The sequence below is a fragment of the Agaribacter marinus genome (assembly GCF_030160655.1).
Lineage (GTDB): Bacteria > Pseudomonadota > Gammaproteobacteria > Enterobacterales > Alteromonadaceae > Glaciecola > Glaciecola marina.
In genome coordinates this window covers 367063-389206 of record NZ_BSOT01000005.1, presented here as the reverse complement: position 1 = coordinate 389206, position 22144 = coordinate 367063, and the positions used below count along the sequence as shown (strand labels likewise).

The window sequence follows — 22144 nt, the reverse complement described above, 5'->3', positions numbered from 1 at the left end:
TAACTCCTTAAAGAAATAGATCAATTGAATTTGCTGGTGTCGTCGATTGTTGTAACACACTCTCCTCGCCTTCACTCTCTACATTAATGGCGTATTCAAGTGCTTGTGCATCCAATGCCACTAAGCGTGACATGTAACTCAACATTAGGCTTTCTTGATCAAGTAAAGATTGCTCTGAAGCCGCCTGCATGAGTAACTGCCGTACGTATTCTTCTGTTGAAACGGCAACACCATCTACCATCGGTGAAATATTCGCTTTGTGTTGGTTAATAGCACTGCGTAGTTTTTCAATTTTTGCCAAATTTTTTGCAAACTCATCCGCATACGGCGTGCTTTCCGCAAAACCTTTTTCAGACATAGCGGCATCGACTTGAGACATGACTTTTTCCATACGTGCTCGCGCATTGTTTTGCTGCTGTTGGAGTTTAAATGTTGCAGAAGACGACTCAGTATTCTGTTGGGAGTAGAGTTTCTCAAGTACTTCTTGGTATAAATCTATTTTTTGTTCCAATGCCGATTGACGCAAAAGTTGCCCACTTTGCATTGCATCCAAAAAACCGGACTTAAGTTTTACTAAGGCAACTTTCTCGTCAAACATCTCGTCTTTAGATGCATCTGATAGCAACGTTTGGATTGACTTAATCTTTTCACCTTGGGTGGCCATATCTTGCTCAATAGCATTAAGTTCAGAGGCAAGCGGTGACATATTGAAATCTTGCTGAATACGCTTTTCCATTAAATTCACGGGCAATTCAATCAATGACTCTGCGGCCACCGGCTCCCAACTATCGGCATATACAACTGAATTTGCGCTCAACGCCAAAACACTGATAGCAAGGCTCTGTATAAACGCTTTAGGCAATCTATTCATCTTTGTCATCATGATATTCATTCCTTATATCTACTTACGAAGCCAAGTTTTTTGGCGTTGGATTTCTGCGCGTAAATCGTCATTGATATTCAGCATGGCCAGTTGGTGCGATGACAAAGAATCCTTCTCTAGAAGTGCAGTAGCAGTATCTACAAACGACGTAAAATCTGCATACACCAGATCTTGCAAAGGAAATTTTGCTCTAAAACTTTCAAACGCTTGTTTAGCGCCATTGATGTCACCGCTTTTTACGTAGTTAGTGACCGCCAGTGCTTGTAATTGCATACCAAGCGCATTGTCAGGATGTTTTGGAGAAAAACGAATGCCTGATAGACAGGCTTCGGCATTTTCAGCAATCGCATAAAAATAGCCACTATTTGATTGTCCAATACTGTTATTTTCTCTAGCAAAAACTAAATCTGCGCATTGTTTATCAATACCTTTCACAGACTCATTATTTTTTTCAGGGAAGGTTTGCGCGGTTTCAGTCGTGCCACAAGCACTAATAAATGCAATAAAGCTCAGAATTAAAAGGTGTTTCATACCTATTACCCTTATATTGGTATATGCTAATTAACGGTCAATAAAGGGTATGAAACGCTTTGGCTGATATTTTTTATTACACACGAAAATTTCAGTTAAAAACTTTCAAATATAGGACAAAGATAGTGAAAAAAGTAAAACCATATAAGAGTAAGTCAGCAGCCATGAAGGCAATTGATAATGGTGGACGTTTTTATAATTTGCTCACAAAGGCTAACGATGGTGAAGTGACCGAAGCTGAATTATCGCGTGTTGCGGGCGTATTCTCTGATCACAAACTGATGCATTTATTCTTAGAGATGTCCCTTATTGAACTACCTAATGCAACTGATATTAAAAATACATTAAGTACCTCACTCAAACAAAGTTACCATGAACACAAGCCAAACGTAATTTCACTGCATGATTCGCTAACAATTGGTTGTGCTGGTCAAACGGTCATAGTGACAGGTATACCATTACTTGTAGAATCAAAAACAGAATTTAGCGGCTTCATCACCATACCAATGACAACAGGCAATGTCACAACAATGATGATGGTACCAATATTTGATCAATACGAAGTTTACGAACTCAAAGATGAAATAAGCAATAATAAAGTGTTACTTGCGCATACACGAGGGGGTAAAAAGCTAGGCCCGGTGCCAACAAGAATAGGCGGATGTTTGAAAGAGCGCCAACAAAACGAAGATACCGATGAAAAAGATTTGTTTATAGAGGTGTGTTATTACACACCTCTATATTAGATTTTTGACTATGTTAAGTACCCAGTAAATCAGTTAACATATAGACGCAATGTTTGTAAAAAGGATTTTTAGTTTGCATAACTCGATACTATGTTTAGTTCTCTCTCGCTGCACGTTTTTGTCACTACTTATATTGTTATTTGGTTTATTACTTTCCCATAGAGCGCCAGCACAAACTGACACTCAGCAGCACCTGCATATAGATTCAACTCCCAAATGGGTAATAGAGCGTGATATTACTCTTGCTGAAGATATTCCCTTTGATGAATTAAGTGACGGTATATTTTACCAACTGCTCGACAATCAAATAAAAGTAGACAATGCAGGCAATAGACAAAGCTATTCGCGTTTTGTCGAAAGTTTAGTTAACCAAACTGCGGTTGAAGAGAGTGCTCAAATCAATATTGACTTTGATCCGTCATATCAAAAGTTGGTGTTAAATAGCTTAACTGTTATCAGAGATGGCAAGCGCATCAATCGAATAGCAAATACCAAAATGTCTATATTCAGCCGTGAAACCGAGTTAGACAATCAACTTTATAATGGTGATCTCACCTTAAATATATTACTCGACGACATTCAGATAGGAGATACCTTAGATTACTCCTACACCCGAATTGGGGCTAATCCAGTATATAAAAATGTATTTTCGTACCATCGTAGCGTGAACTGGAGCGTTCCGCTTGGCAAACAATTCATACGCGTGCTGTGGGGCAAACAAGACCCACTTAGCGTGTCCACGCGCAATACTGAAGTGCATGTAGATATAAAACAACTTCAAGGCTTTTTTGAATATAATGTTCAGCTAACCAACAACAAGGTAGTAAAGACGCCATCAGAAACACCCGATTGGTATGACCCATATGGCAAAGTATATTTCAATGAAGTAAGTAAATGGCAAGACGTCGTTGATTGGGCGTATCCAATGTACAACTTTGGCGAACCAAGTGCGTCGGTAACATCTATTGCTGACGAGATAAACGCAAAACACACAACACCATCCGAAAAAATTGTCGCAGCGCTGCAATTTACGCAAGAGAATATTCGATATGTGGGTATTGAAATGGGTATGAACTCCCATGTTCCCACCCACCCTGATGAAACACTTGTTTTAAAATATGGCGATTGTAAAGATAAAACCTCACTATTCATTAGCATATTGCAAGCCCTAGATATAACAGCGTACCCTGCTTTAGTTGATACTGATGACACCAAACTACTTGCAGAACTTCCCCCAAGTGCAGGTGTATTCAACCATGTTATTGTGTGGCTTGAAAATAACGGTAAAACGTTTTGGCTAGACCCTACCTTAAGCCACCAGCAAGGTAAACTCACGCAGTTGTATCAACCAGACTATGGCTATGCACTCATTTTAAAAGATGGTGTTACTGGCTTAAGCTCAATGGAAAAAGAAGAAACCCAGTTTTACACGCATGTAACCGAAATTTATACGATACCCACCGAACATGATTTACCTGCAAATTTAAAAATAAGTACCGCGTATACCGGATATCAAGCTCTGCGTCGCGCATGGCAATTAGAGCAGTATGGCAAAAATGAGTTAGCGCAAGACTACGAAGCATTTTATCAGGGAATTTACTCGTCACTTAGCACATCGACCCCGATGAGCATTTCTATTCAACACAAATCCGGTGAATTTGTTATTGATGAAAATTATGATATCGCAACTTATTGGGAAAAGGGTGACGAACACTTTGAAGCCGACTATTACCCCCGTGAAATTCGCTCTGCTATATTTAAACCCAAACAAATAACACGTGATGCTCCTATAGCCTTTGAATATCCAAACAACGTCAAGGTTATGACTCATTTGCACTTTGAGGAAGACGGCTGGGAATTTGAGCCCGAGAGCTTTTCAGAAGAAAACGACTTTTTTTATTACTCGTCGTCAGTCAATTTTAACGACAACATATTAACCTTGGCCTATGAATACAGCGCGAAAGTAGATCATATTCCCGCCACAAGAACTCAAGACTACCTATTGGCACGTGATAGGGTGTTGGACGATGCCTATTACGGTATTATGAAATATGCCGATGAAGCCACAAACTCAGACTCCCTTTCAACTACAGAAGGAAATTGGCTAGAATCAGTAAATTGGGTAATCGTTATTGCTATAGCAATTGGTCTATGCCTCATCTTTATCATCGTTGATTGGCGCATAGAGTCATCTAAACGACCAAGTTTCGAAGGCACAGTCTTTTATCCGATTCATCCCTCCAAATTTATTGTGCTTTCCTTGGTAACGTTTGGCACTTACACCAATTATTGGATGTATCGAAATTGGAAGGCGATAAGCGCGAAAACAGAAGAACCTATAAGCCCATTTTGGCGCGGTTTTTTTGCGGTTATTTGGCTCTACCCTCTATACAAAGCACTCGTCAACGATAGCAATGACAATTACCAAAAAAATAAAGTCGCACCGTATTGGCTTGGTATTGTCCTTGTAACTCTTTACATAATCTTTGTGATCATCGGTATAGGACTAGACAACACAATTTGGGCATTCTTCTCGTTAGGAAATGTATTGTTCTTGCTACCATTTATTTACTATATTAGTTATCGAAATACACATTCATTAGAAGCGCAAATATTCAACAGCAAATGGCGAGTACGACATTTTTTAACCATCTTGATTTTTTTACCCCTACTTATATTTTCGGTCGCCTCTACAACAAGCTGGCTACCAAGTGAAAAAGTCATTACCCAATCAGAATTGAATAGTCGAGATTTAACTTTTTTCTATCGGCATAAAATCATACCTGCAAACGAAACCATTCAGTATTTTTATAGTGACGCGACCTTCAATATCCGTGACGATGGTAATGGCTTTACAAACAATACGGTGTTTTCGTACTGGAAAGACGACGCAGGAGTTTTACACAAAGAAACTATTGCGTTCAATGCTATTTTGGATATAGAAGTGAATTTTTCTGAATCCGAATTTGAGAATACTGTCATCACGGTCTATGTCGATAATGACGAAAGTTTTGTGCTTTTTGCATCAACAATCAATGATGGCGACGATATCTTTGTTGAAGAATTGAAAAAGCGCTGGCAACAACAACGAATCAATTAAAAAAGCTCTTATAAGCTTACAGTATTAACCGATGGTGTAAGTAATGTGCCTCTACTTTATGTTTTGTAATCCAATATTTGGCGCGTTCAAAGCGGTGCCTTGTATCTTCAAAATTTGCTAACATTTCTGAAGTCTTTAATGACGCTTCATTTATAGGCGCACCGTCCTTCAATACAAATGAAGATAGGCTTTGAAAGTCGGCATCATCCATGCTGGACGTAAACATCATTAACGAATATTGACGCTCAGCTTCTTGCCAACTTGGTAAGGGGATTTTCCAGTACCCGTTTGGCATAAGTTCAAGAGGAAGCAAGGCGCCTGATTCAGCCAACAACCAAATATTCGTAATACTATGTTGTAAGTTACTCGGAAGTGAAAGCTGCAAACCACACAAGCCCCGTAAGCTAAGCGCGGGGAAAGTACTACTAATATCTGAGTTAATCTTATACTCACTTTTAACTGCATCACTACAAACATTCAATCCTATTTTATATTCAACTAAGGTAAATTCATTGTCGGTTGGTGATAAAACGTAAAATAGCGTTGATGCAATCAAAACCACACTGAAAAGAAGAACAAATATTGTCTTGCTGCTGGACCAGTTGTTTCGAACGTGTTCAATAATACTCGTGTCTATAGTCTCGTCGTATACAGCGTGTTGGCGCATAACCGAAACGCCAGAATCATCTACGCCTTCGAAACCATCTGCAGCAACAAACGGCGCTAAGCCCTGAAAATGTAATAATTCAGAAAGCTCACGTACATGTGACACAGGCGTAAATTCATACGAAATATCTGGCAGTGGCTGACGATAATTTTCACTAGGAATCAAAAATTTAATGTCACATGCCATTTGTTGCCACTGCATAACTTGATGACTAGCTAACATTGCTTTTTGAGACAAAAAGGTAATGACACCAATTGACAACGTAACCGGATCAACAGTTCCTGTCGTAATAAAAACCGCATCCCCTGCTAAAACATCACCTGTTGACAACCTACTTTGAGCGTTAAGTGCGTGCGCAAGATAAACACCTAGTTGCCACGATTCACCTTGGTGAATATCTTTGTCTATAACTAACTTAAACGCCCCATTCCTATCCTGCGGTGAAAGAGCATGTGTCGCCTCGGCGTATGGAGTTGAATGTTTTTGTGCGTTAGCAAAATGTTTATTGATAATGCCGGTCGATAAATCAACAAAATCATTATATACCCTTGAAATGCCAGCACGCTTCGCATTTCCAGCAATGGCAACGATCGATTGGTCTTGCCCTTCAAGTGGCAATATCTGTCGTATTTTAATGAGACCTTGGGTGGTCGCAATAAATACATGGTAACGTTGAATAAGCAGCTCCTAGCGGATGAATATTTCGCAATCATTATGACTTAGCGCCATATAGATTGCATCTCTAGCAGAAATGATTGCAGAATATTTTTTAGCTGCTATTTGGTCAAGTACCAATGGAAAAATACTATCTTGGTAAAAACAATGGATATTTGCTGTATCTCGCAGAGTATGGCTATCATCATCAAATGATAGAACGATCTGAATATCATTGTCATCATAGTTGTCAGAGGTTACCACAGACAATTCAAATGCATCAGCACGCCTTGTGAGGATTGTTTCCTCGGTACTTGCAGCGACTTGCTTAGGGCAGTAATAAGCATACGAATCATTGATTAATTGCTTGTATAGTCGACGATATTCTAGATGCTGGTTAATCACCATAAGGCAATCTTTATTCGCACTTTTTGTTGGGTTAAGCACGACATCAACAATCTGAGATATACTCAACTTTTGCCTATTCGCTCGAATGTTCGCATTTTTATTCGCCTTTATCGCCTCCGAAATAGATTCATATTGCTCAATCGCGACAAATAACTTTTCCGATAAACCACTCATTCAACATACCTCTTGACTAACTCTTCTTTTATTATGGAACGGTCAGCAAGAAATTTTGCCTGGATTGCGTTTTCATCATTAAATTCTTTGTGAAGTTCTTTCGTTAGTCGAGCAATAAGCTTATTTAGTAATACTAAACCCTTGATTGCAGTAACGTACCCCTCTCCTTCAGGTAATATACTTAGTTCAGTAAACCCTTGACGATTATTCTTTTTGAGTGCCTGTTGACAACTATCAATAAAACTCGGCAACAGGTCCTGAAGTTTTATCAACGTGATATTTGAGAAAGGAGTATTTTCAGCTGTATCACCAACAATTGACGTATTAGCGTCATCAGTAATAAGCTTCGCCTTTGACAGCAAATTTACCCACGCATTATTAAGTGTAAAAGCCTGCAGTGATAATTCGGGAAAACACTGACGAATCACTTGCCAGCAAGCCATCATAGTGTGTTCATTGAGTTTCATCACCGCATTTAAAAACGACAACTGTGATTGATAACTGTCATCAGTATCCGATTTGTCGAGTAAAGCATCACGATTCATTTTGTTACGCAAGGCTTGTATAAGCACCGCTTGTACGGGTGAAAATACCCAAATCACAAATAAAGCGCCTGCATTACTAATACATTGCTCTGGAAATTTACCCACAATTTGCAACTTTTCGATTTGTGATTTACTCAGCAACTTTGGCTGTTGCGCAAATTCAGATAAATCGATTTGCTGCGCTTTGTAATCTTGCAGACCTTGAAAGACACCGTCTGAATTTTCGCTCATCAGCTTAGTATGCTCATCCAATGCTTCCGAATATGTAGTTTCACCAAATTTGTGTGCGTAGTCGCGCGCATATTTCCACGCCATACATGAATCAAAACATGCGTTGAGCCTTGCCAAGCCTTCAATATCAGCTGCACCACGCCATAAATCGATAAAACGCTCTCGTGACAAATGATCCGACTCGCTTGCCTTAGCCACAAAATACGCGTACTTTTTACTCATTCTCACCGGCGGCAAATGCTCAGAAAGGTAGTCATACAAATACTTTTGCATATCACTGCTAACTTTGCGTATTCCATTTAACCCTTGTTGCCACAGCGTTGTTTGCCATTCCGTTATGCAATTGGGATGCAAATTGACAACGAATTCCGCGAAACACGCGAGCACGTTAATACGTGAAAAACTTAATTCGAATACGTGGTCACGTATTTTAATTTTTAGCCTTGTATCTTTTACTAATAATTGGGTATCGGGAACAAGTATGTCGGCCTTACGCTGCATAAACCAATATTTAGCAGACGTAGAATAAACGGATTCTTCTAGCCAAAAAAAGTCAAGGATCGGCGAATGAATGTCTATCGAGTCAGTAGTTTGCGTAGATTGACTAATAAACCAAAGTAAATGAGACAGTTCCCAGCAAGTGTTTGCGTAGTGCCGAGAAACGAGGGCTTGTACAAGCGTGTCGGTAGAACGGTATGAAAACTTCTTAACATCTGGCTCTGCACGTAAATGGACATCAGATAATAAGGCAACATCATCAAGTAAGCCTTGACTTACGCTTACACTGGCATGCAAAGATGCATCACTACCTGGCATAAAGAACCCATGGAAAATCGTCAGCTATCAATAAGAGCATAGGGCAATAAATCATCTCACTCTTAGCATACGGGTTGATGTAACATCCAAATCACTCATGAACGTTGAAGGATTTACCTTCATTGAAATAATGACATCTTCCCACCGTATATCAAGTGGCAAAAGCAATGGCATTTTACCAAGTAATTTATGGCCATTAATCTCAACTACCTTTGCCAACTGTTCTGAATCATCTTTTATGTCAATTGGCGAAATAGTAGAAAAGGTACCTAACTCTAATTTCACCAGCGCTTGGTAATCCTCAGGGTTGAGAGCATTGGTCTCGCAGACCTCAGTTTCGTATTTTAGGTTTTGACCGCTTTGTTTTAACGCTGAATCGAATAATGCTAATTTGCCTGTATGCTTGTGTATATACAAATAGGATGGGCCACTTGCTAAACCAATATCCACCCGCATTGCATGAATATAATCAGGCCAAATCCTTGATAACTCACTAATCGGCATTTTTTTCTGGAGTTCATCATCAGCAATTAATTGCAATAAGTGATTGTTCTCCCCTATTTTCACTGAAAACCCAACAGCTGCAATGCTGGATTCTGCGCCAAGCATAATCCCATTGTTATTTTCTAACAAACGCTCTTCACCTGGTTTTAAACGTTCACCATCAACAAAAACGCCATTGGTACTGGCAACATCTTGAATAAAAAAACCGTCGTTCTTAACACTGATCTTAAGGTGCCTGCCGATTCTAGATAAGCCTTTATGGTTAATACTAACAAGGCCTGAATCATTATCTAGAGGCACAAAATCGGCATCATTTCTACCGATTAACAATGTACTTTCTATACCAAAATTCAATTCATGAGGAAGTGCCGTTTGAACGATTTTTATGCGGTCCACATCGGGTGATAACTCATTATTTATGCGATTAATCAGCTTACGAATGGCCTTAAGCTGTTTTTTTAGGTGTTTTTGCTCTTTAGCAGATTGCTCTGCCTGATACGCTTGACGCAACGCTTTATACGGTTGATTGTTGCGATAATTACTCATTGCCTTTGCAACTTTATTCCGAATCCATTGCTCTTGTTCAGTCAGCTGTTTGGCATTTTCTTCAAAACTCTCTACGGCATGCATCAATTTAAGCGCCAGAGGGGCATTTGCATTAATATTCAAGGCCTTACTAATGAATATTTTTGAAGAGTTAGTATCTCCAGCATCAAAACATGTTTTTGCTTGCTTCTCTAATTGAGCGGATTCGCGCTTTATCTGCTGCCAGTAATTTAATTGATTTTTCCATCGCTCTTCTAATCGAAGCCAAGGTTTATTAGCACGTTCATACGTATTCAACCATTCATCCGCACGTTTGCCTTGAGCCAGCATTTCTAATTGGTGATGAAAATAATACCGCCGAATGAACAAGTGAATAATTATTAAGAGACCAAATACCACCAAACTTGTGCTGACAACCGAGGGGGTGTAGGGATTATTAACTCTATTTAATGTCAACTCTCTGGTGTCTCTAGAAAATGCAATATCCACACTAACATCTTGCAATTGCCAAAAACGCACTAACTCGTTGTGTAGTTGGCTAACCGACATGTCACTAGTAACCGCATACCGTGTGCTAACGATGGGTAAAAACCTAGAAAAAAATGATGGCAGTTGCACGGTATCTAACAGTGTGATCTTATTGTTAGGACTTAAAGATAGCAGATACGTCGTAACGGGCACCAATTCGTCTACTTTAAAGCCGCTCAATGACAGTCGTAACGTGACACTAGTACTCGTTGTATCAAGTCGTTCAGCTGCGATACCGCCAGCTTGACTCGCTAGGCGAAGCAATTGCCGAGTAACACTTTCGGACACGTCATCATCGACACTAGACGCCTTGTCATTATCGCCAAACACTTTATTTACCTCATCCGAATTATCAAAGGGTAAACTCACTGAAAACATTAACGTTTGTGAATATGGGTCAAAGACTTCCAGCACAAACTTGGCAGTATTAGCTTTTAAGATAGAATATTGCAATAACGCATCAGTCTCGGGGAAGTTAGATAAAACAGCATCAAAAATGGGCGCTTCATTCATATCGTTTGTTACGCTATCGGCTGAGGTATTGTTATGCGTTGCATACGTATTCTTAAGTTGATACTGCAAGGGATGATGTAAGCGCCTTGTTAGTTGCTCTTCAATTCTATATGTAATTGAATCAAGCATATACTCAGGGAGCATTTCACTATCTTTTGAAGATGGCATCACAACAACGTGGTCACCTTTTGCGTATGCTTTACTATTAGCGTTAAGTAACAGCATCACAAAAAACACCAAAAGTGCAATCAATTCAAAATACGGTACCGCTACATTCTGCCAAGCGTTATTGTTATTTTTCGCTCTCAACTAATCTAAACCCTGTATTTATTGAACGCGCACGTTTTTGCAAACTACCAATGGAGTGATTAAGTATATCATCAACCGTATGCATCCATGAACCACCAACAACAATTGCTTGGTAACATAATGGCTCATCATCCTTACTCAGCGGACATTCATCTAACCATTCTTGCACGTTACCATATACGTGACGGAGGTTTTTATCGTCAACAGCAAGTAAATTAACGGGCATTGGGCCATCATTAAATTTCTCAGATAATCGAGTTTTGCAATTTTTGCAATGTATATTCACCAAGCGCTTATCTGTTGTAGTGACATCACTGAGGGACATTGCCTGCCATTCTGATAGTGTTGGCAAACGAAAATGAGCAGAAAACACTCGATTTACATACGGAATAAAATCGTCAGTAACATCAAACCAACTAACGTTGGTCACGGGCGAATCCTCGATTTGATTTAAAGCGCGACTTTGCGTAGTGAAACGTTTGATTTTGCGACAGCTGCCAGCGTCAATACATGCATTATATAAGGCAACAGAAACTTCATTTTGCATTACCCATATATTGCCTGTTATCGTTTGAATTTTGACAACGTCGATAAACATCACGTCACCGTCACTCAATTGTAAACGCAATCGCTTTGTTACTTCACTGTTACTTGTTTCCAAATCAGTTAACGACGTAGTCGTTGAACTAGGTTTATTGATCTTGTTATCGAGAGTTTTACTAAGTGATGGTGACGACTCAGAGGAGGTATTTCGCCACGTCGAATCAGATGATTCAACATTTGTTTCAATGTCATGATTTTGATTGCTGGGGCTAAACTCGTAAAAATACAAGGTGCAAAAAACAAAGGCTATCAATACAAATGCCAAGGCCCAATATCGTTTTCGTGTTGACCCAATGATTTTTGCTCGCTTTCTAATATATGCTTCAACTTGATAACGGTTTCGCTTCGACAAGCGAATACCGTCATCGGTCATCGCCAAAAATTCACCTTTCGTCAACCGATTGGCTCTATGAGCTAATTGCATATTTAAGGTTTCGCACCACATTAACCAATCCCGCATATTGGGATCTTTGCAAAGCGAATTTCGAGCACATTTTATTATCGAAGAAAGAATCGTCGATGACTGCTCAGCTTGCATGTTGCCTAAGTAAGTATTTTGTAAAAAACTTTCGTCGGCTTCACTCAATTGCCCATTCTGAGACAGCATAAGCAGTACTTTCTGATACAAAGAGGCATACTTTTCTGTTAACCAAGTATCAGATAATACTTGCGTACGGTTGTCATCAAGAGACTGCCTAAGGCCTTCAATGATACTTTCAATTGCAATATATTCGCCCAACCGTTTTTCAATGTTTTCTTGTGTCAAACGAACGATAAACTCATGAAGCTGCGTAGGCACGTCGATTTGCGCTGCATCAACTATGTATTGTGCTATTTTGCCGATGCTGTAAAAATCGCTAGCATTACTTACTGGTCGAGTAGCATAAAGTAATTCTGGGCTAGCAAACGCAGGCGTGCCAAGATTTCCGGTTTTATTTGAGTCCCGGCGGGTATCAGTAGTACCATCAATTCTATTTAGTGTTTGTGCAGCACCTAAATCGCTTATAATTAGCTCACCACTGCCTGTCAGCAGCAAGTTATCAGGTTTTAGGTCGTTGTGCGTAAATCCAATTTTATGGAGTTCGTTTACAGATTTACTTAGAGCTGATATCCAGTCAAGTAACACAATAGCGTCAATATTAGCGTCACGCTGTTGGAGAAAGCGCGTTAATGTCTGTTCATATTTAGGCATTACGAAGTATGCGCAATCATTCTCATCTTGACCAGACGCCAATAGTTTTACAAAACCAGTATCACCACCTGATTTTTTTAACTTTTCCAGTATCTGGATTTGATGCCGAATGTTTGCATTTGCACTCGACTGTGTATTCTTGTCATGAATAGCTTGTTTTATAACGACATAAGGAGAAGAATTACTTGCCGTATCAAGGTCAACCGTCACTGAGGCTTTGTAAACACGAATCCCCTGCCCTTCATGCATCAACAGTTTAATTTCATATTTATCAATTGTTGTTTGTAAAATACTCAATTAACGCCCTAAAGCACTTCTTATATCCAATAACAAAACCTAACATTTACGGATATCTCAAGGCAAGTATTGCGTTACAATTAAACACCCTTCTACAGATGATTATTCTGTGAATGATACTCAACTTCCCAAGCAGACATTTGCATTTTCACATTTGCTTGCCCATTCGCAATGGCGTCGTTTGAGATGTTTCTGCTCTCGGCTTGGTCATTGTAAATATGCGCTGTATTAACCATTCGAAGCGCATTATGCATTTTCAATATTTGTAATTCTTGAACCAGAGCAAGTTCATGATTAGGGCCACTTTCAATACTATTGGCCGTTAGGGTTTTGAAATCAGTAGCACCATTTTGTTTAAAATATGTGCGTTCGGTGTCATCTTTTTCAGTAAATATACCTTGCCAATAAAGTAGTAATGGCATTAATGCACAAACAAGTATCATTGTTTTGCCTACGGGTCTCATATCTGACCTAACAGGTAGTGTAACCAGTCGTTTGACATCGTCGTCATTTTTAAGGACTTGCCTGACAGTTGACTTTGTATCTTAAGCGCATCTTGTATTGGTAAGTCTTCTGCGACAGCAATCACTAAATCTTCATTCTCAGTAAATCTGCTTTCATTTACTTTATCCCCATCACTATCAAAAAAGTGCCCATCAAGATAGAAATAAAGTACTTGCGTATTTTCCGCATCTAATTCAGACGCAAGTGTGTCTGCTAGGCCTTCTCTAGGATTGTTGACTTTTGCTTGCATACTTATGTGCGCAAAGTCATCAATGTCTCTGCTATTTAGGGCCTCGCTTTCATTAACCCCCATGGACATTAACGCTAGAATTAAAATGGAGAAGAATGCCATTGACAAGCCTAAAGCGACTTCAGTCATGGCATTTGAACCTGTATCGTTCATAAAAACATTTCCAACTATTGTGCAGATTATACTAATAGCAAATATGAAACGTTTAGGGATTATTTTTTAAGTAGTCTGTGAGTTGTTCACCTGCCTTACCTATGTGTGCCTTCAAGATCGCTTGAGACTCACGCAAGTTTCGATTTCTAATCGCAGTAAGTAAATGATAGTGTTCTTCTTGGCTCTGTACTTTGTAGCCTAAATTCCTGGTGTGAAACCCAATATAACGTTCACATTGTTGATGAAGCGAACTTATCGTATTGAAGAGCGTTGATCGCTTGGCAACCTTATATAGAACGGCATGAAACTGCCAGTTTAATTCACCGTGTTCCAACACGCCTAACGATTGATTGCTATCGATAATGTTAAGAAAATCTTCTGCTTCACCTAGTACTTGATTGGTCATTGATTCAATGACATAAGGCAATATCATTGGCTCTACTTCGACTCGGATTCTATAGAGATCCTCAGCTTCATCTGCGCACAACGGCGGTATCATAAGCCCTCGTTTTCCCACGGAAACTAACCATCCCTCCGCCTTTAGTTGCTGTAAGGCATCTCTAATAGGTATTCGGCTAACCGCATATTTATCAGAGAGCGCTTGCTGTTTAAGCGGAACACCTACCGGCAAATCATGATTACGGATATCACATTTTAATTGCTGATACACTTTATTGCCCAATTGTTTATTCATAAGATTTTTCAACTCTATTGAAGATTTTATTAAACAATCGAGTCAATACAATCACCGCCATACCGATAACTAAACCCCAAAACGCAGATGAAATACCCAGAAGTGAAAAATTTGACGCAGTGACGACAAATGTAAGAATCGCGGCATCTCGATACTCATTCGACGCTGTTGCTACTTTCAAACTCGACGCAATAACATTTAACAGCGCAAGGCCAGCTAACGCTGCAACTAACTCTTTTGGAAACGCGATAAAAAGGCCCACGACAGCCGTGCCAAAAATGCCGGCAAAAATATTAAAAATACCGGCCGACAAGCCGGCTACATAGCGCTTATCTTTATCTGGATGAGCGTCTTCTCCCATACATATTGCGGCAGTAATCGCTGCTAAGTTAAAGGTAAAACCACCAAATGGTGCAAATAATAGTGTTGTGATCCCTGTCATTGAGATAACAGGAGAAATCGATTGTTCTTGATATCCACTCGCTTTTAGTACTGCTACACCGGGCAAGTTTTGAGAACTCATAGTAACAATGAACATGGGTAAGCCGATACCAATCAGTAAACTCAACGAAAATTCTGGGGATACAAAAACAGGCGAGACAAGGTTTACGTCCATCGAAGACAAATCAAGTCTTCCTTGTAGAACAACAATCAATATCGCGACAATTAATACGAATGCGATGGCGAGTCTAGGGGCGATCAATTTCATAATAACAAAACTTGTCAACATTACCCCAACGAGCAACAGGTCGTTTTGCATCGCATCAAATAGACCTAAACCAAATTGAAATAAAATCCCAGCAAGCATTGAAGACGCGATGGGGACAGGAATACATGAGACAAGCTTGGAAAACATACCACTTATACCCGTAATAAAAATCAACGCGCCGACAAATAAAAACACACCAATAGCTTGCGCCATAGTGAGATCAATAACACTAGCAGCCAACAACGCAGCGCCGGGCGTTGACCAAGCGATGATAAGTGGGCGCTTGTACCATAAAGATAATGAGATAGAACTTATGCCCATGCCAATACCAAGCGCCCACACCCAAGATTCCAATTGCGCTTGATTTGCACCAATAGCTATCGCGGCTTGAAAAACTATCGCGATTGCACTTGCAAACCCCACTAGCACGGCAACAAAACCTGCAGTGACCGCAGAAATAGACATGTCTTTATATAGTGTAGCTAAATATGACATCATAAAATGTATACAATTTAAATTTTGTATACATTTTATATCAGCTTTGCTTTTAAATTGATAGCGTGAAGGGTACGATTAATCTAGCTTATAAACATTGTCTCGGCTTTCACGGTCAATAAAGCGAATAAAAGGGTCTACTGCAACGTATTGTGGATCGCCAAATACTTCTATCGATAGTAAGTTGTCACCAGAAGATATTTTATGCTTCTTTCGATATATAACTTTTTGTTCTTCAGCAAAATCTTCGGGATTAGTCTCAAACACAACGATATCTACGTAATCTTCAAACGCTTGCATTGACTCATCACCATTACCAGATGCAATATATTGTTGTGCATTCACAGACAGGTTTATGCGGTGTTTATTGCCACTTGTTTGCCTAATTAAACTCGCGTCAGACACTTTTATATCGTAGAGCGTAATTTGTGTAAATTGCTTGTCAATGAAGTCATGTTCGCTAACGTCAGCGTATGCTTTTAACTCATTGAGTAAATCTAAGCTCGTCGGGTAACTAGATTCAGAGAATTTATGTCTTTCTAGCACATTTTTAATTGCCTGATTCATCGCGGAATAGCCCATTCGATCCGCAATCGCCATCATCACCACCGACCCTTTTCGATACTGAATGTAGTCTTGATTTTCTACCCGCATTAAAGGCATTTCTTCAACACTTTCTTGGGTCCTACCACTTAAATAGCTATCGAGCTCGAATGTTAAAAATTGACGAATTTTAGTTTCTCCATACTCGGCTAGCATGACTTGCAATGCGGCATATTGTGAAAGAGACTCAGAAAGCACGGCCGCTCCTTGAACATTTGCCGCAGACAACTGATGCCCAAACCATTGGTGAGCAACTTCATGCGCCGTTATATAATAAACAGGGTCAATAACGTCTTTGTCCCTTAAGTCACTGATAAATCCAATCCGTTCAGAGTACGGTACCGTATTGGCAAAACTCTGTGCAAATGATCGGTATCCAGGAAACTCAATCACACGAAGTTGTTTATGCTGATACGGCCCAAACGCTTCATTGAAAAATGTAATTGAGTCCTTAACGGCATCGATCATCACATCGACATTCCAAGCATGCCCCTTATGATAATATACGGCAATATCGATACCTTCATATTGAGTTGATTTGACTTCAAGGTCTGCAGATACAATACTAAAGAAGTTCATCATTGGGCTATCCATTTCATAAACGAAATGATTTCGGCCACTCTCGCTCCAATATTTTTTTAAGTATCCTGGCGCTATCGCGATTTGGTCCTCATCCGTAGACAGGCGTGCTTTAAAATCAATCAACCCGACGTGAGGCCCAAATATACTCTGCTCGTGGCGAGATTCATCATCTAAATCGTATGCACGCTTTGGTGGCGGTAAATCTCTTTTTCGTCGTTCGTATTTGTCCTGTAAATATATTGCCGGATTCACACCAAAAACGGGCAGCAGTTCCATGTTATTTATAAAGGTGCCATTTTTTACTAAGGTGTTGTCCTCAAAGCGATCTTTAAAACCAAAATGTTGTCGAATGAGCGATATATTGCCTCGTATTTGTTGCCCAGGTAGCATCGGCTCATTCAGCGCAAACCATGCGGTATCAAGAGCTTCTTCATCTATTTCAAGGTACCCTTCATCAAATTCAAAGGTAATGTCATATGAATAACGAGGTAAATTTACTAAAAAACGTTCGATTGGCTGCTTGGTTTTGTTTTCTAAGGTAAATGTAGAAATCACTTCGATTTTTCGAGCTTCAGGAAAAAGTGCAGCATTAATGTCGACCGCCGTTATCGTTGGTAAATCAGCATCCTCTAAATACTTATACTTTTTCTCATATTGAGCTTGTCGGTCCATAACATCTTTATAATGTTCAAAATCGTTGACTACTTTAGTGTTGTAGTGAATCACTGTCCCCATACAAACGAATGCAAGCGTTGCGACAATCACGGTAAATCGCCCTGCACCATCGAGGCGATAACTTAGTAAATTTAGCCTGTATACGAGGGATGTCTCACTGCCACGGCGCCATAATGCATAACTGAAGACAGCAAACACCAATGATAATGCCCCCCAATAAAGCATATAATAGTGATGCGTCGTCAATGCCCAACCGTAGCCATTCATATCAGAATATTGCCAAAAAGGGGCATAAGAAAACTTGAACATGTTATGCTCGATACCAATTTGCCCAAAGGCTAAGGAACTAAAAAAATATCCAACAAAGATAAGCATGCCAACATATTTATTTGGGCTTAAGGTCTGAATTAGAAAAGATAAAATGCATAAATAAATAAAGGGAAGACCGTTAAAATAAAACAGGCTCACAATGTACTGATATAGCTCAAAGCCGAAATATCCGTTGACGACTTGAAATGCTATCGCAAACACTATCCCTATTAAAAAGACACTGCTTATCACTAAACAGACAGCAAGTAATTTAGACAGCCAAAACGTACTGTTCTTAACTGGCATCGAATCGACAATATCGCCCATGTTTGCCGAGTAATCTCGCCAAACCGCTTCAGCAGTATAAAAAGTGATGATAATAACAAGTATGAGGCCAAAGGCGTTGCCAATGGTTGTGACCATGATATGCGTAAGTGGCCAACTCTCAGCACCATACAATGTGTTAGGCCCAAGTAGTTGACTAAATAAACTAATAAAGCAAAAAATCATCAATAAAATGAACGACGGGGAGAGGAAGATTTGTTTGACTTCAAATCTTATACGCGTAAATAGCTGCGTTGCATCCACACCTCTGGTATACCGCGCTTTTATCGCAAAACTCTCTACCGATTTAGGCAGTATTGACGTTTTCGCACTACCACTTGATGTCTTCTCAGGCAGACGCAAGGGTTTATTTATTTTTGTCAAACCAAATAAAAACGATACCGCGATTGAAAACCAGATAACACGATTAACGACGACCTCTGCCTCTAAGCCAATTATTTGAGAATTACGCTCCGACAAGGTCCAATAACGAGAAACATCAAAATAGGTTCTCACACCAAATGGGTCTAGCACTGCCAACAAATAACGCTCATCAGGTGCATCAAACAGTACATCGACACTGATGTAAATGATAAATAAACCTAAGGCGGTTAAATACACCGCCATGATACTTCGAAAATTAACAGCGGCGGCATAAAATATAGCGGATAAAATCAGCATCGTTGTTATCGAGAAAATGAAGAAGGGCTGAAGAAAGTACATTATATTAAACGCGCCTAGCTTTTCTTGGTCGACCCACGGCATTAAACTACCAATCATCAATCCCAATGGCACCATTGAAAATACTGTCAGCACAAGTAGGTAACTGCCAAAAAATCTGCCTAACTGATAAGAAAGCGCCGGTAATGGTTTGCAATAAAGAATTTCATCCATATTGCTTGTACTGTCTCGAAGTGCCGTGTTACCAATAAAGTTGACAGCCAAAAACATCCCGAATATACCGAATATAAGTAAGGCCTGCGTAACAGCGTGCGGACTATTGAGATTAACATTTGAGTTCGTCCCTATCTGCACGCCGTCAATGCTAATTGCAAGAAATGGCAATATGAAGAAGAGTAAACTTGTCACAATAAAAGAAGGTTGCTTAGTAAAAAAGCGCCATTCAAACGCCAACATTTTAGTAAACATTTTATTGCTCTTTGGATACAGTATCAGGCGCAATGGGCGCCGTTTTATACTTTCGCCGCTGTTCTCTAAGGGTATTAAAATAGACATCTTCTAAGGACGCGGGTGCCACTTCAAACCCGTCAGGTGGACTATCAGATACAATATGTATCACGGTTCGCCCCGCAAATAAACGTGTCGATATGACAGTAAAATCTCTTTCAAACTCTTCTAATTCATGGCGAGATATGGTTTTACGCCAAATGCGTCCTCGCAGCGCCTCAGTGACTTCTAATGGGTTACCCTGTAATAAAATTTGTCCATTCCCTAGCACCGCCATATCAGAGCAAAGCTCGGATACGTCTTCCACAATATGTGTAGATAAGATAATGACTTTGTTACTGCCTAAGCTGACAAGTAAGTTGTGGAAACGATTACGTTCCTCCGGGTCTAATCCCGCGGTAGGTTCATCGACAATGAGTAAATCAGGGTCGCCTAAGAGCGCTTGAGCGATCCCGAAACGTTGCAGCATGCCGCCGGAAAAACTGCTCACTGCCTTACGGCGATGCTCAAACAAATTTGTATGAGCAAGTAAACCATCTACTGCTTCTTTTCGTTCAGCTTTTACTTTAATGCCTTTTAGTATCGCTAAGTGATCAAGCAATTCGTAAGCACTAATACGTGGATATACATTAAAATCTTGTGGTAAATATCCCAATCGTCTGCGCAACACGTCTGGTTGTGCGACGACGTCAATGCCATCAAAACTAATTGCTCCTTCATCCGGCGACTGCAACGTTGCAATGGTGCGCATTAACGAAGACTTACCCGCGCCATTTGGCCCAAGCAAACCAAAAAGTCCTTTTGATATCTGTAAATCCACGTTATTTAAGGCATGGACGCCATTATCATAGGTTTTTGATATGCCGGTAATACTTAGCATCTAATACTCCATAGTTTTAAGCTAAAGTTATCAAGCATTTGAGGCAGTGCAAAGGATAAATATTCATTTAATTTTCTCAGCTTTGTTACTAAATGTGTATATTGGCTTATATATGTGCCTTTTAAATGCTAATTTTGACGGAATAACGCAATACGAAACGACATAGGCATTACGCACAGTTCGTGTAAGGTGTTGAGACTTTTGCGTATTGTCACCGGTCTAGTTTATCTAAGATAAAGCAAAGTTGCCGACGAAAAACGTCCACTTCGCAGACAATAAAGAGGTATCAGTAAGTTGTCAGATAATTCACAAAAGAAGCCTTGGCCTAAATGGCTTATTTGGGGGCGAGATATTGTAATTTTTGCTGTTATCATCTCAGCGGTTATGGCGTGGCAATCAAAAGACATGTTAGATGATGATGGTAGTATAGCTATTGAAAATCAGGTGCTTCCAAACCTAAATGGGCAATCAGGCAACATATTGACGTCTGACAAACCTACATTACTCTACTTCTTTGCGCCTTGGTGCAAGGTATGTGCGCTGAGCATTGGTAATCTGGATTATATAGATTCTGAAAAAGTAAATGTCGTCACAATCGCCCTAGACTATGAAAATATTAAAGACGTCGAAGCCTTTGTGAACAATCATGAGGTAAAAAGCAAGGTATTGCTTGGTAACACAAAATTAAAAAATGAATTTCAAGTGCAAGGTTATCCAAGTTACTATTTAGTCAATGAAGAAAATCAAATTGTTAGTCGTTCTTTCGGTTACTCTACTGCAGCAGGGTTAAAACTGCGTGAAATGTTTGGACGATAGGCACACTGCGCCCAAGTGTTGCATTTAAGATATGAGACTAGCATACACGACGTGAAAAAAGGGATTAAATACAGTGATTCAAAAACATATTGGGTTTTTATGTAATGTTATTGCAATAGGCTTGTTTGTGCCAGGTATATTGCTATCGATGTTTACCTTAAATATGAGTATGGGCGTTGACTTGTCTGGTTCATCATTATCAACTGAATTGGTATCCAAGGACTTATCTATTATAGGCACTGTACAAGAACTTTGGCATCAAAACAGAGCATTGGTTGCCTTTTTAATTTTCGCGTTTTCAGTACTCATTCCAGTCGTAAAAACGACGCTGGTCTGTATTGTCTATTTCTGTAAAGACCAAGCCCTCGCCAAAAGACTGATTGATTTTGTCGCCAGTATTGGCAAGTGGTCCATGGCCGACGTATTTGTCGTGGCAGTATTTCTTGCCGTCCTATCCACTAATCATGCGGATACGGCAGAACAACACCAAATCGGATTTTTTGGGATGAGTATGGCATTTGAATTGAGCACAGAAACCTTGTCGAACGTTGGTGAAGGCTTTTACTACTTTGTTGGATATTGCATGTTGTCGCTACTGGGTACGCATATGCTCTTTAGCGCAGTAAATAAACATGTTAAAACGCCTGCGTCTCGCGTAACAGAGAGCTTCACGACCGAAGAAAAGTCTTAAATATCAAAGATAAAAATAAAGCCA

Annotated in this window: 17 protein-coding genes; 4 read left to right on the top strand and 13 right to left on the bottom strand. The window is 39.8% G+C overall.

The annotated features are described in order from the left end of the window. Positions 1 to 7: 7 nt before the first annotated feature. Positions 8 to 883, bottom strand: coding sequence for a hypothetical protein (locus QQK00_RS03350; RefSeq protein WP_284216058.1), 876 nt, complete (start codon positions 881 to 883; stop codon positions 8 to 10). Between the two features lie 18 nt (positions 884 to 901). Continuing rightward, positions 902 to 1414, bottom strand: a complete 513-nt coding sequence (locus tag QQK00_RS03345) for a hypothetical protein (protein WP_284216057.1) — start codon at positions 1412 to 1414, stop codon at positions 902 to 904. Positions 1415 to 1539: 125 nt separating this feature from the next. Between QQK00_RS03345 and QQK00_RS03340 the strand changes: the two genes are divergently transcribed. Then, entirely contained in the window at positions 1540 to 2160 is a 621-nt protein-coding gene (locus QQK00_RS03340; RefSeq protein WP_284216056.1) for a hypothetical protein, read from the top strand. Positions 2161 to 2233: 73 nt separating this feature from the next. Continuing rightward, complete coding sequence (locus tag QQK00_RS03335; RefSeq protein WP_284216055.1) at positions 2234 to 5260, top strand: DUF3857 domain-containing transglutaminase family protein; 3027 nt, start codon at positions 2234 to 2236, stop codon at positions 5258 to 5260. A gap of 16 nt (positions 5261 to 5276) precedes the next feature. Here the strand turns inward: QQK00_RS03335 and QQK00_RS03330 are convergent, their stop codons facing one another. From QQK00_RS03330 to QQK00_RS03280, 11 genes are all read right to left on the bottom strand, one after another. Next, positions 5277 to 6545, bottom strand: coding sequence for a hypothetical protein (locus QQK00_RS03330; RefSeq protein WP_284216054.1), 1269 nt, complete (start codon positions 6543 to 6545; stop codon positions 5277 to 5279). 69 nt (positions 6546 to 6614) lie between these two features. Continuing rightward, positions 6615 to 7163, bottom strand: coding sequence for a hypothetical protein (locus QQK00_RS03325; RefSeq protein ID WP_284216053.1), 549 nt, complete (start codon positions 7161 to 7163; stop codon positions 6615 to 6617). After that, a complete protein-coding gene (locus tag QQK00_RS03320; RefSeq protein WP_284216052.1) occupies positions 7160 to 8755 on the bottom strand; it encodes a hypothetical protein in 1596 nt (531 codons plus the stop codon). Before QQK00_RS03320 ends, QQK00_RS03325 begins: the two co-directional genes overlap by 4 nt. A 51-nt stretch (positions 8756 to 8806) precedes the next feature. Continuing rightward, positions 8807 to 11155: an FHA domain-containing protein gene (locus QQK00_RS03315; RefSeq protein ID WP_284216051.1), complete on the bottom strand. Its 2349-nt coding sequence runs from the start codon at positions 11153 to 11155 to the stop codon at positions 8807 to 8809. Beyond that, entirely contained in the window at positions 11139 to 13247 is a 2109-nt protein-coding gene (locus tag QQK00_RS03310; protein WP_284216050.1) for a protein kinase domain-containing protein, read from the bottom strand. The genes QQK00_RS03315 and QQK00_RS03310 overlap by 17 nt, the downstream gene beginning before the upstream one ends. A 92-nt stretch (positions 13248 to 13339) precedes the next feature. Continuing rightward, entirely contained in the window at positions 13340 to 13690 is a 351-nt protein-coding gene (locus QQK00_RS03305; RefSeq protein WP_284216049.1) for a hypothetical protein, read from the bottom strand. 17 nt (positions 13691 to 13707) lie between these two features. Next, complete coding sequence (locus QQK00_RS03300) at positions 13708 to 14154, bottom strand: hypothetical protein (RefSeq protein ID WP_284216048.1); 447 nt, start codon at positions 14152 to 14154, stop codon at positions 13708 to 13710. A 52-nt stretch (positions 14155 to 14206) separates the two neighbouring features. Beyond that, on the bottom strand, positions 14207 to 14848 hold the full coding sequence (locus QQK00_RS03295) for a GntR family transcriptional regulator (RefSeq protein WP_284216047.1): 642 nt from the start codon (positions 14846 to 14848) through the stop codon (positions 14207 to 14209). Further along, the gene (locus QQK00_RS03290) at positions 14841 to 16055 is read right to left on the bottom strand and encodes a benzoate/H(+) symporter BenE family transporter (protein WP_284216046.1); all 1215 of its coding nucleotides are present in this window, start codon (positions 16053 to 16055) and stop codon (positions 14841 to 14843) included. The genes QQK00_RS03295 and QQK00_RS03290 overlap by 8 nt, the downstream gene beginning before the upstream one ends. A 75-nt stretch (positions 16056 to 16130) precedes the next feature. Then, the gene (locus QQK00_RS03285; RefSeq protein WP_284216045.1) at positions 16131 to 19694 is read right to left on the bottom strand and encodes an ABC transporter permease/M1 family aminopeptidase; all 3564 of its coding nucleotides are present in this window, start codon (positions 19692 to 19694) and stop codon (positions 16131 to 16133) included. Between the two features lies 1 nt (position 19695). Next, complete coding sequence (locus tag QQK00_RS03280) at positions 19696 to 20613, bottom strand: ABC transporter ATP-binding protein (RefSeq protein WP_284216044.1); 918 nt, start codon at positions 20611 to 20613, stop codon at positions 19696 to 19698. A gap of 294 nt (positions 20614 to 20907) precedes the next feature. Here QQK00_RS03280 and QQK00_RS03275 point away from each other — a divergent pair, with 294 nt between their 5' ends. Next, the gene (locus tag QQK00_RS03275; protein WP_284216043.1) at positions 20908 to 21429 is read left to right on the top strand and encodes a TlpA family protein disulfide reductase; all 522 of its coding nucleotides are present in this window, start codon (positions 20908 to 20910) and stop codon (positions 21427 to 21429) included. A gap of 76 nt (positions 21430 to 21505) precedes the next feature. Next, positions 21506 to 22120, top strand: a complete 615-nt coding sequence (locus QQK00_RS03270) for a paraquat-inducible protein A (RefSeq protein WP_284217554.1) — start codon at positions 21506 to 21508, stop codon at positions 22118 to 22120. Positions 22121 to 22144: the final 24 nt, after the last annotated feature.

What these genes read in the sequence shown, in the direction of transcription:
- QQK00_RS03290 (WP_284216046.1), bottom strand. Translation starts at nt 16,055, where the DNA reads ATGATGTCATATTTAGCTACACTATATAAAGACATGTCTATTTCTGCG.
- QQK00_RS03325 (WP_284216053.1), bottom strand. Translation starts at nt 7,163, where the DNA reads ATGAGTGGTTTATCGGAAAAGTTATTTGTCGCGATTGAGCAATATGAA.
- QQK00_RS03350 (WP_284216058.1), bottom strand. Translation starts at nt 883, where the DNA reads ATGATGACAAAGATGAATAGATTGCCTAAAGCGTTTATACAGAGCCTT.
- QQK00_RS03285 (WP_284216045.1), bottom strand. Translation starts at nt 19,694, where the DNA reads ATGTTTACTAAAATGTTGGCGTTTGAATGGCGCTTTTTTACTAAGCAA.
- QQK00_RS03345 (WP_284216057.1), bottom strand. Translation starts at nt 1,414, where the DNA reads ATGAAACACCTTTTAATTCTGAGCTTTATTGCATTTATTAGTGCTTGT.
- QQK00_RS03320 (WP_284216052.1), bottom strand. Translation starts at nt 8,755, where the DNA reads ATGCCAGGTAGTGATGCATCTTTGCATGCCAGTGTAAGCGTAAGTCAA.
- QQK00_RS03300 (WP_284216048.1), bottom strand. Translation starts at nt 14,154, where the DNA reads ATGAACGATACAGGTTCAAATGCCATGACTGAAGTCGCTTTAGGCTTG.
- QQK00_RS03280 (WP_284216044.1), bottom strand. Translation starts at nt 20,613, where the DNA reads ATGCTAAGTATTACCGGCATATCAAAAACCTATGATAATGGCGTCCAT.
- QQK00_RS03305 (WP_284216049.1), bottom strand. Translation starts at nt 13,690, where the DNA reads ATGATACTTGTTTGTGCATTAATGCCATTACTACTTTATTGGCAAGGT.
- QQK00_RS03295 (WP_284216047.1), bottom strand. Translation starts at nt 14,848, where the DNA reads ATGAATAAACAATTGGGCAATAAAGTGTATCAGCAATTAAAATGTGAT.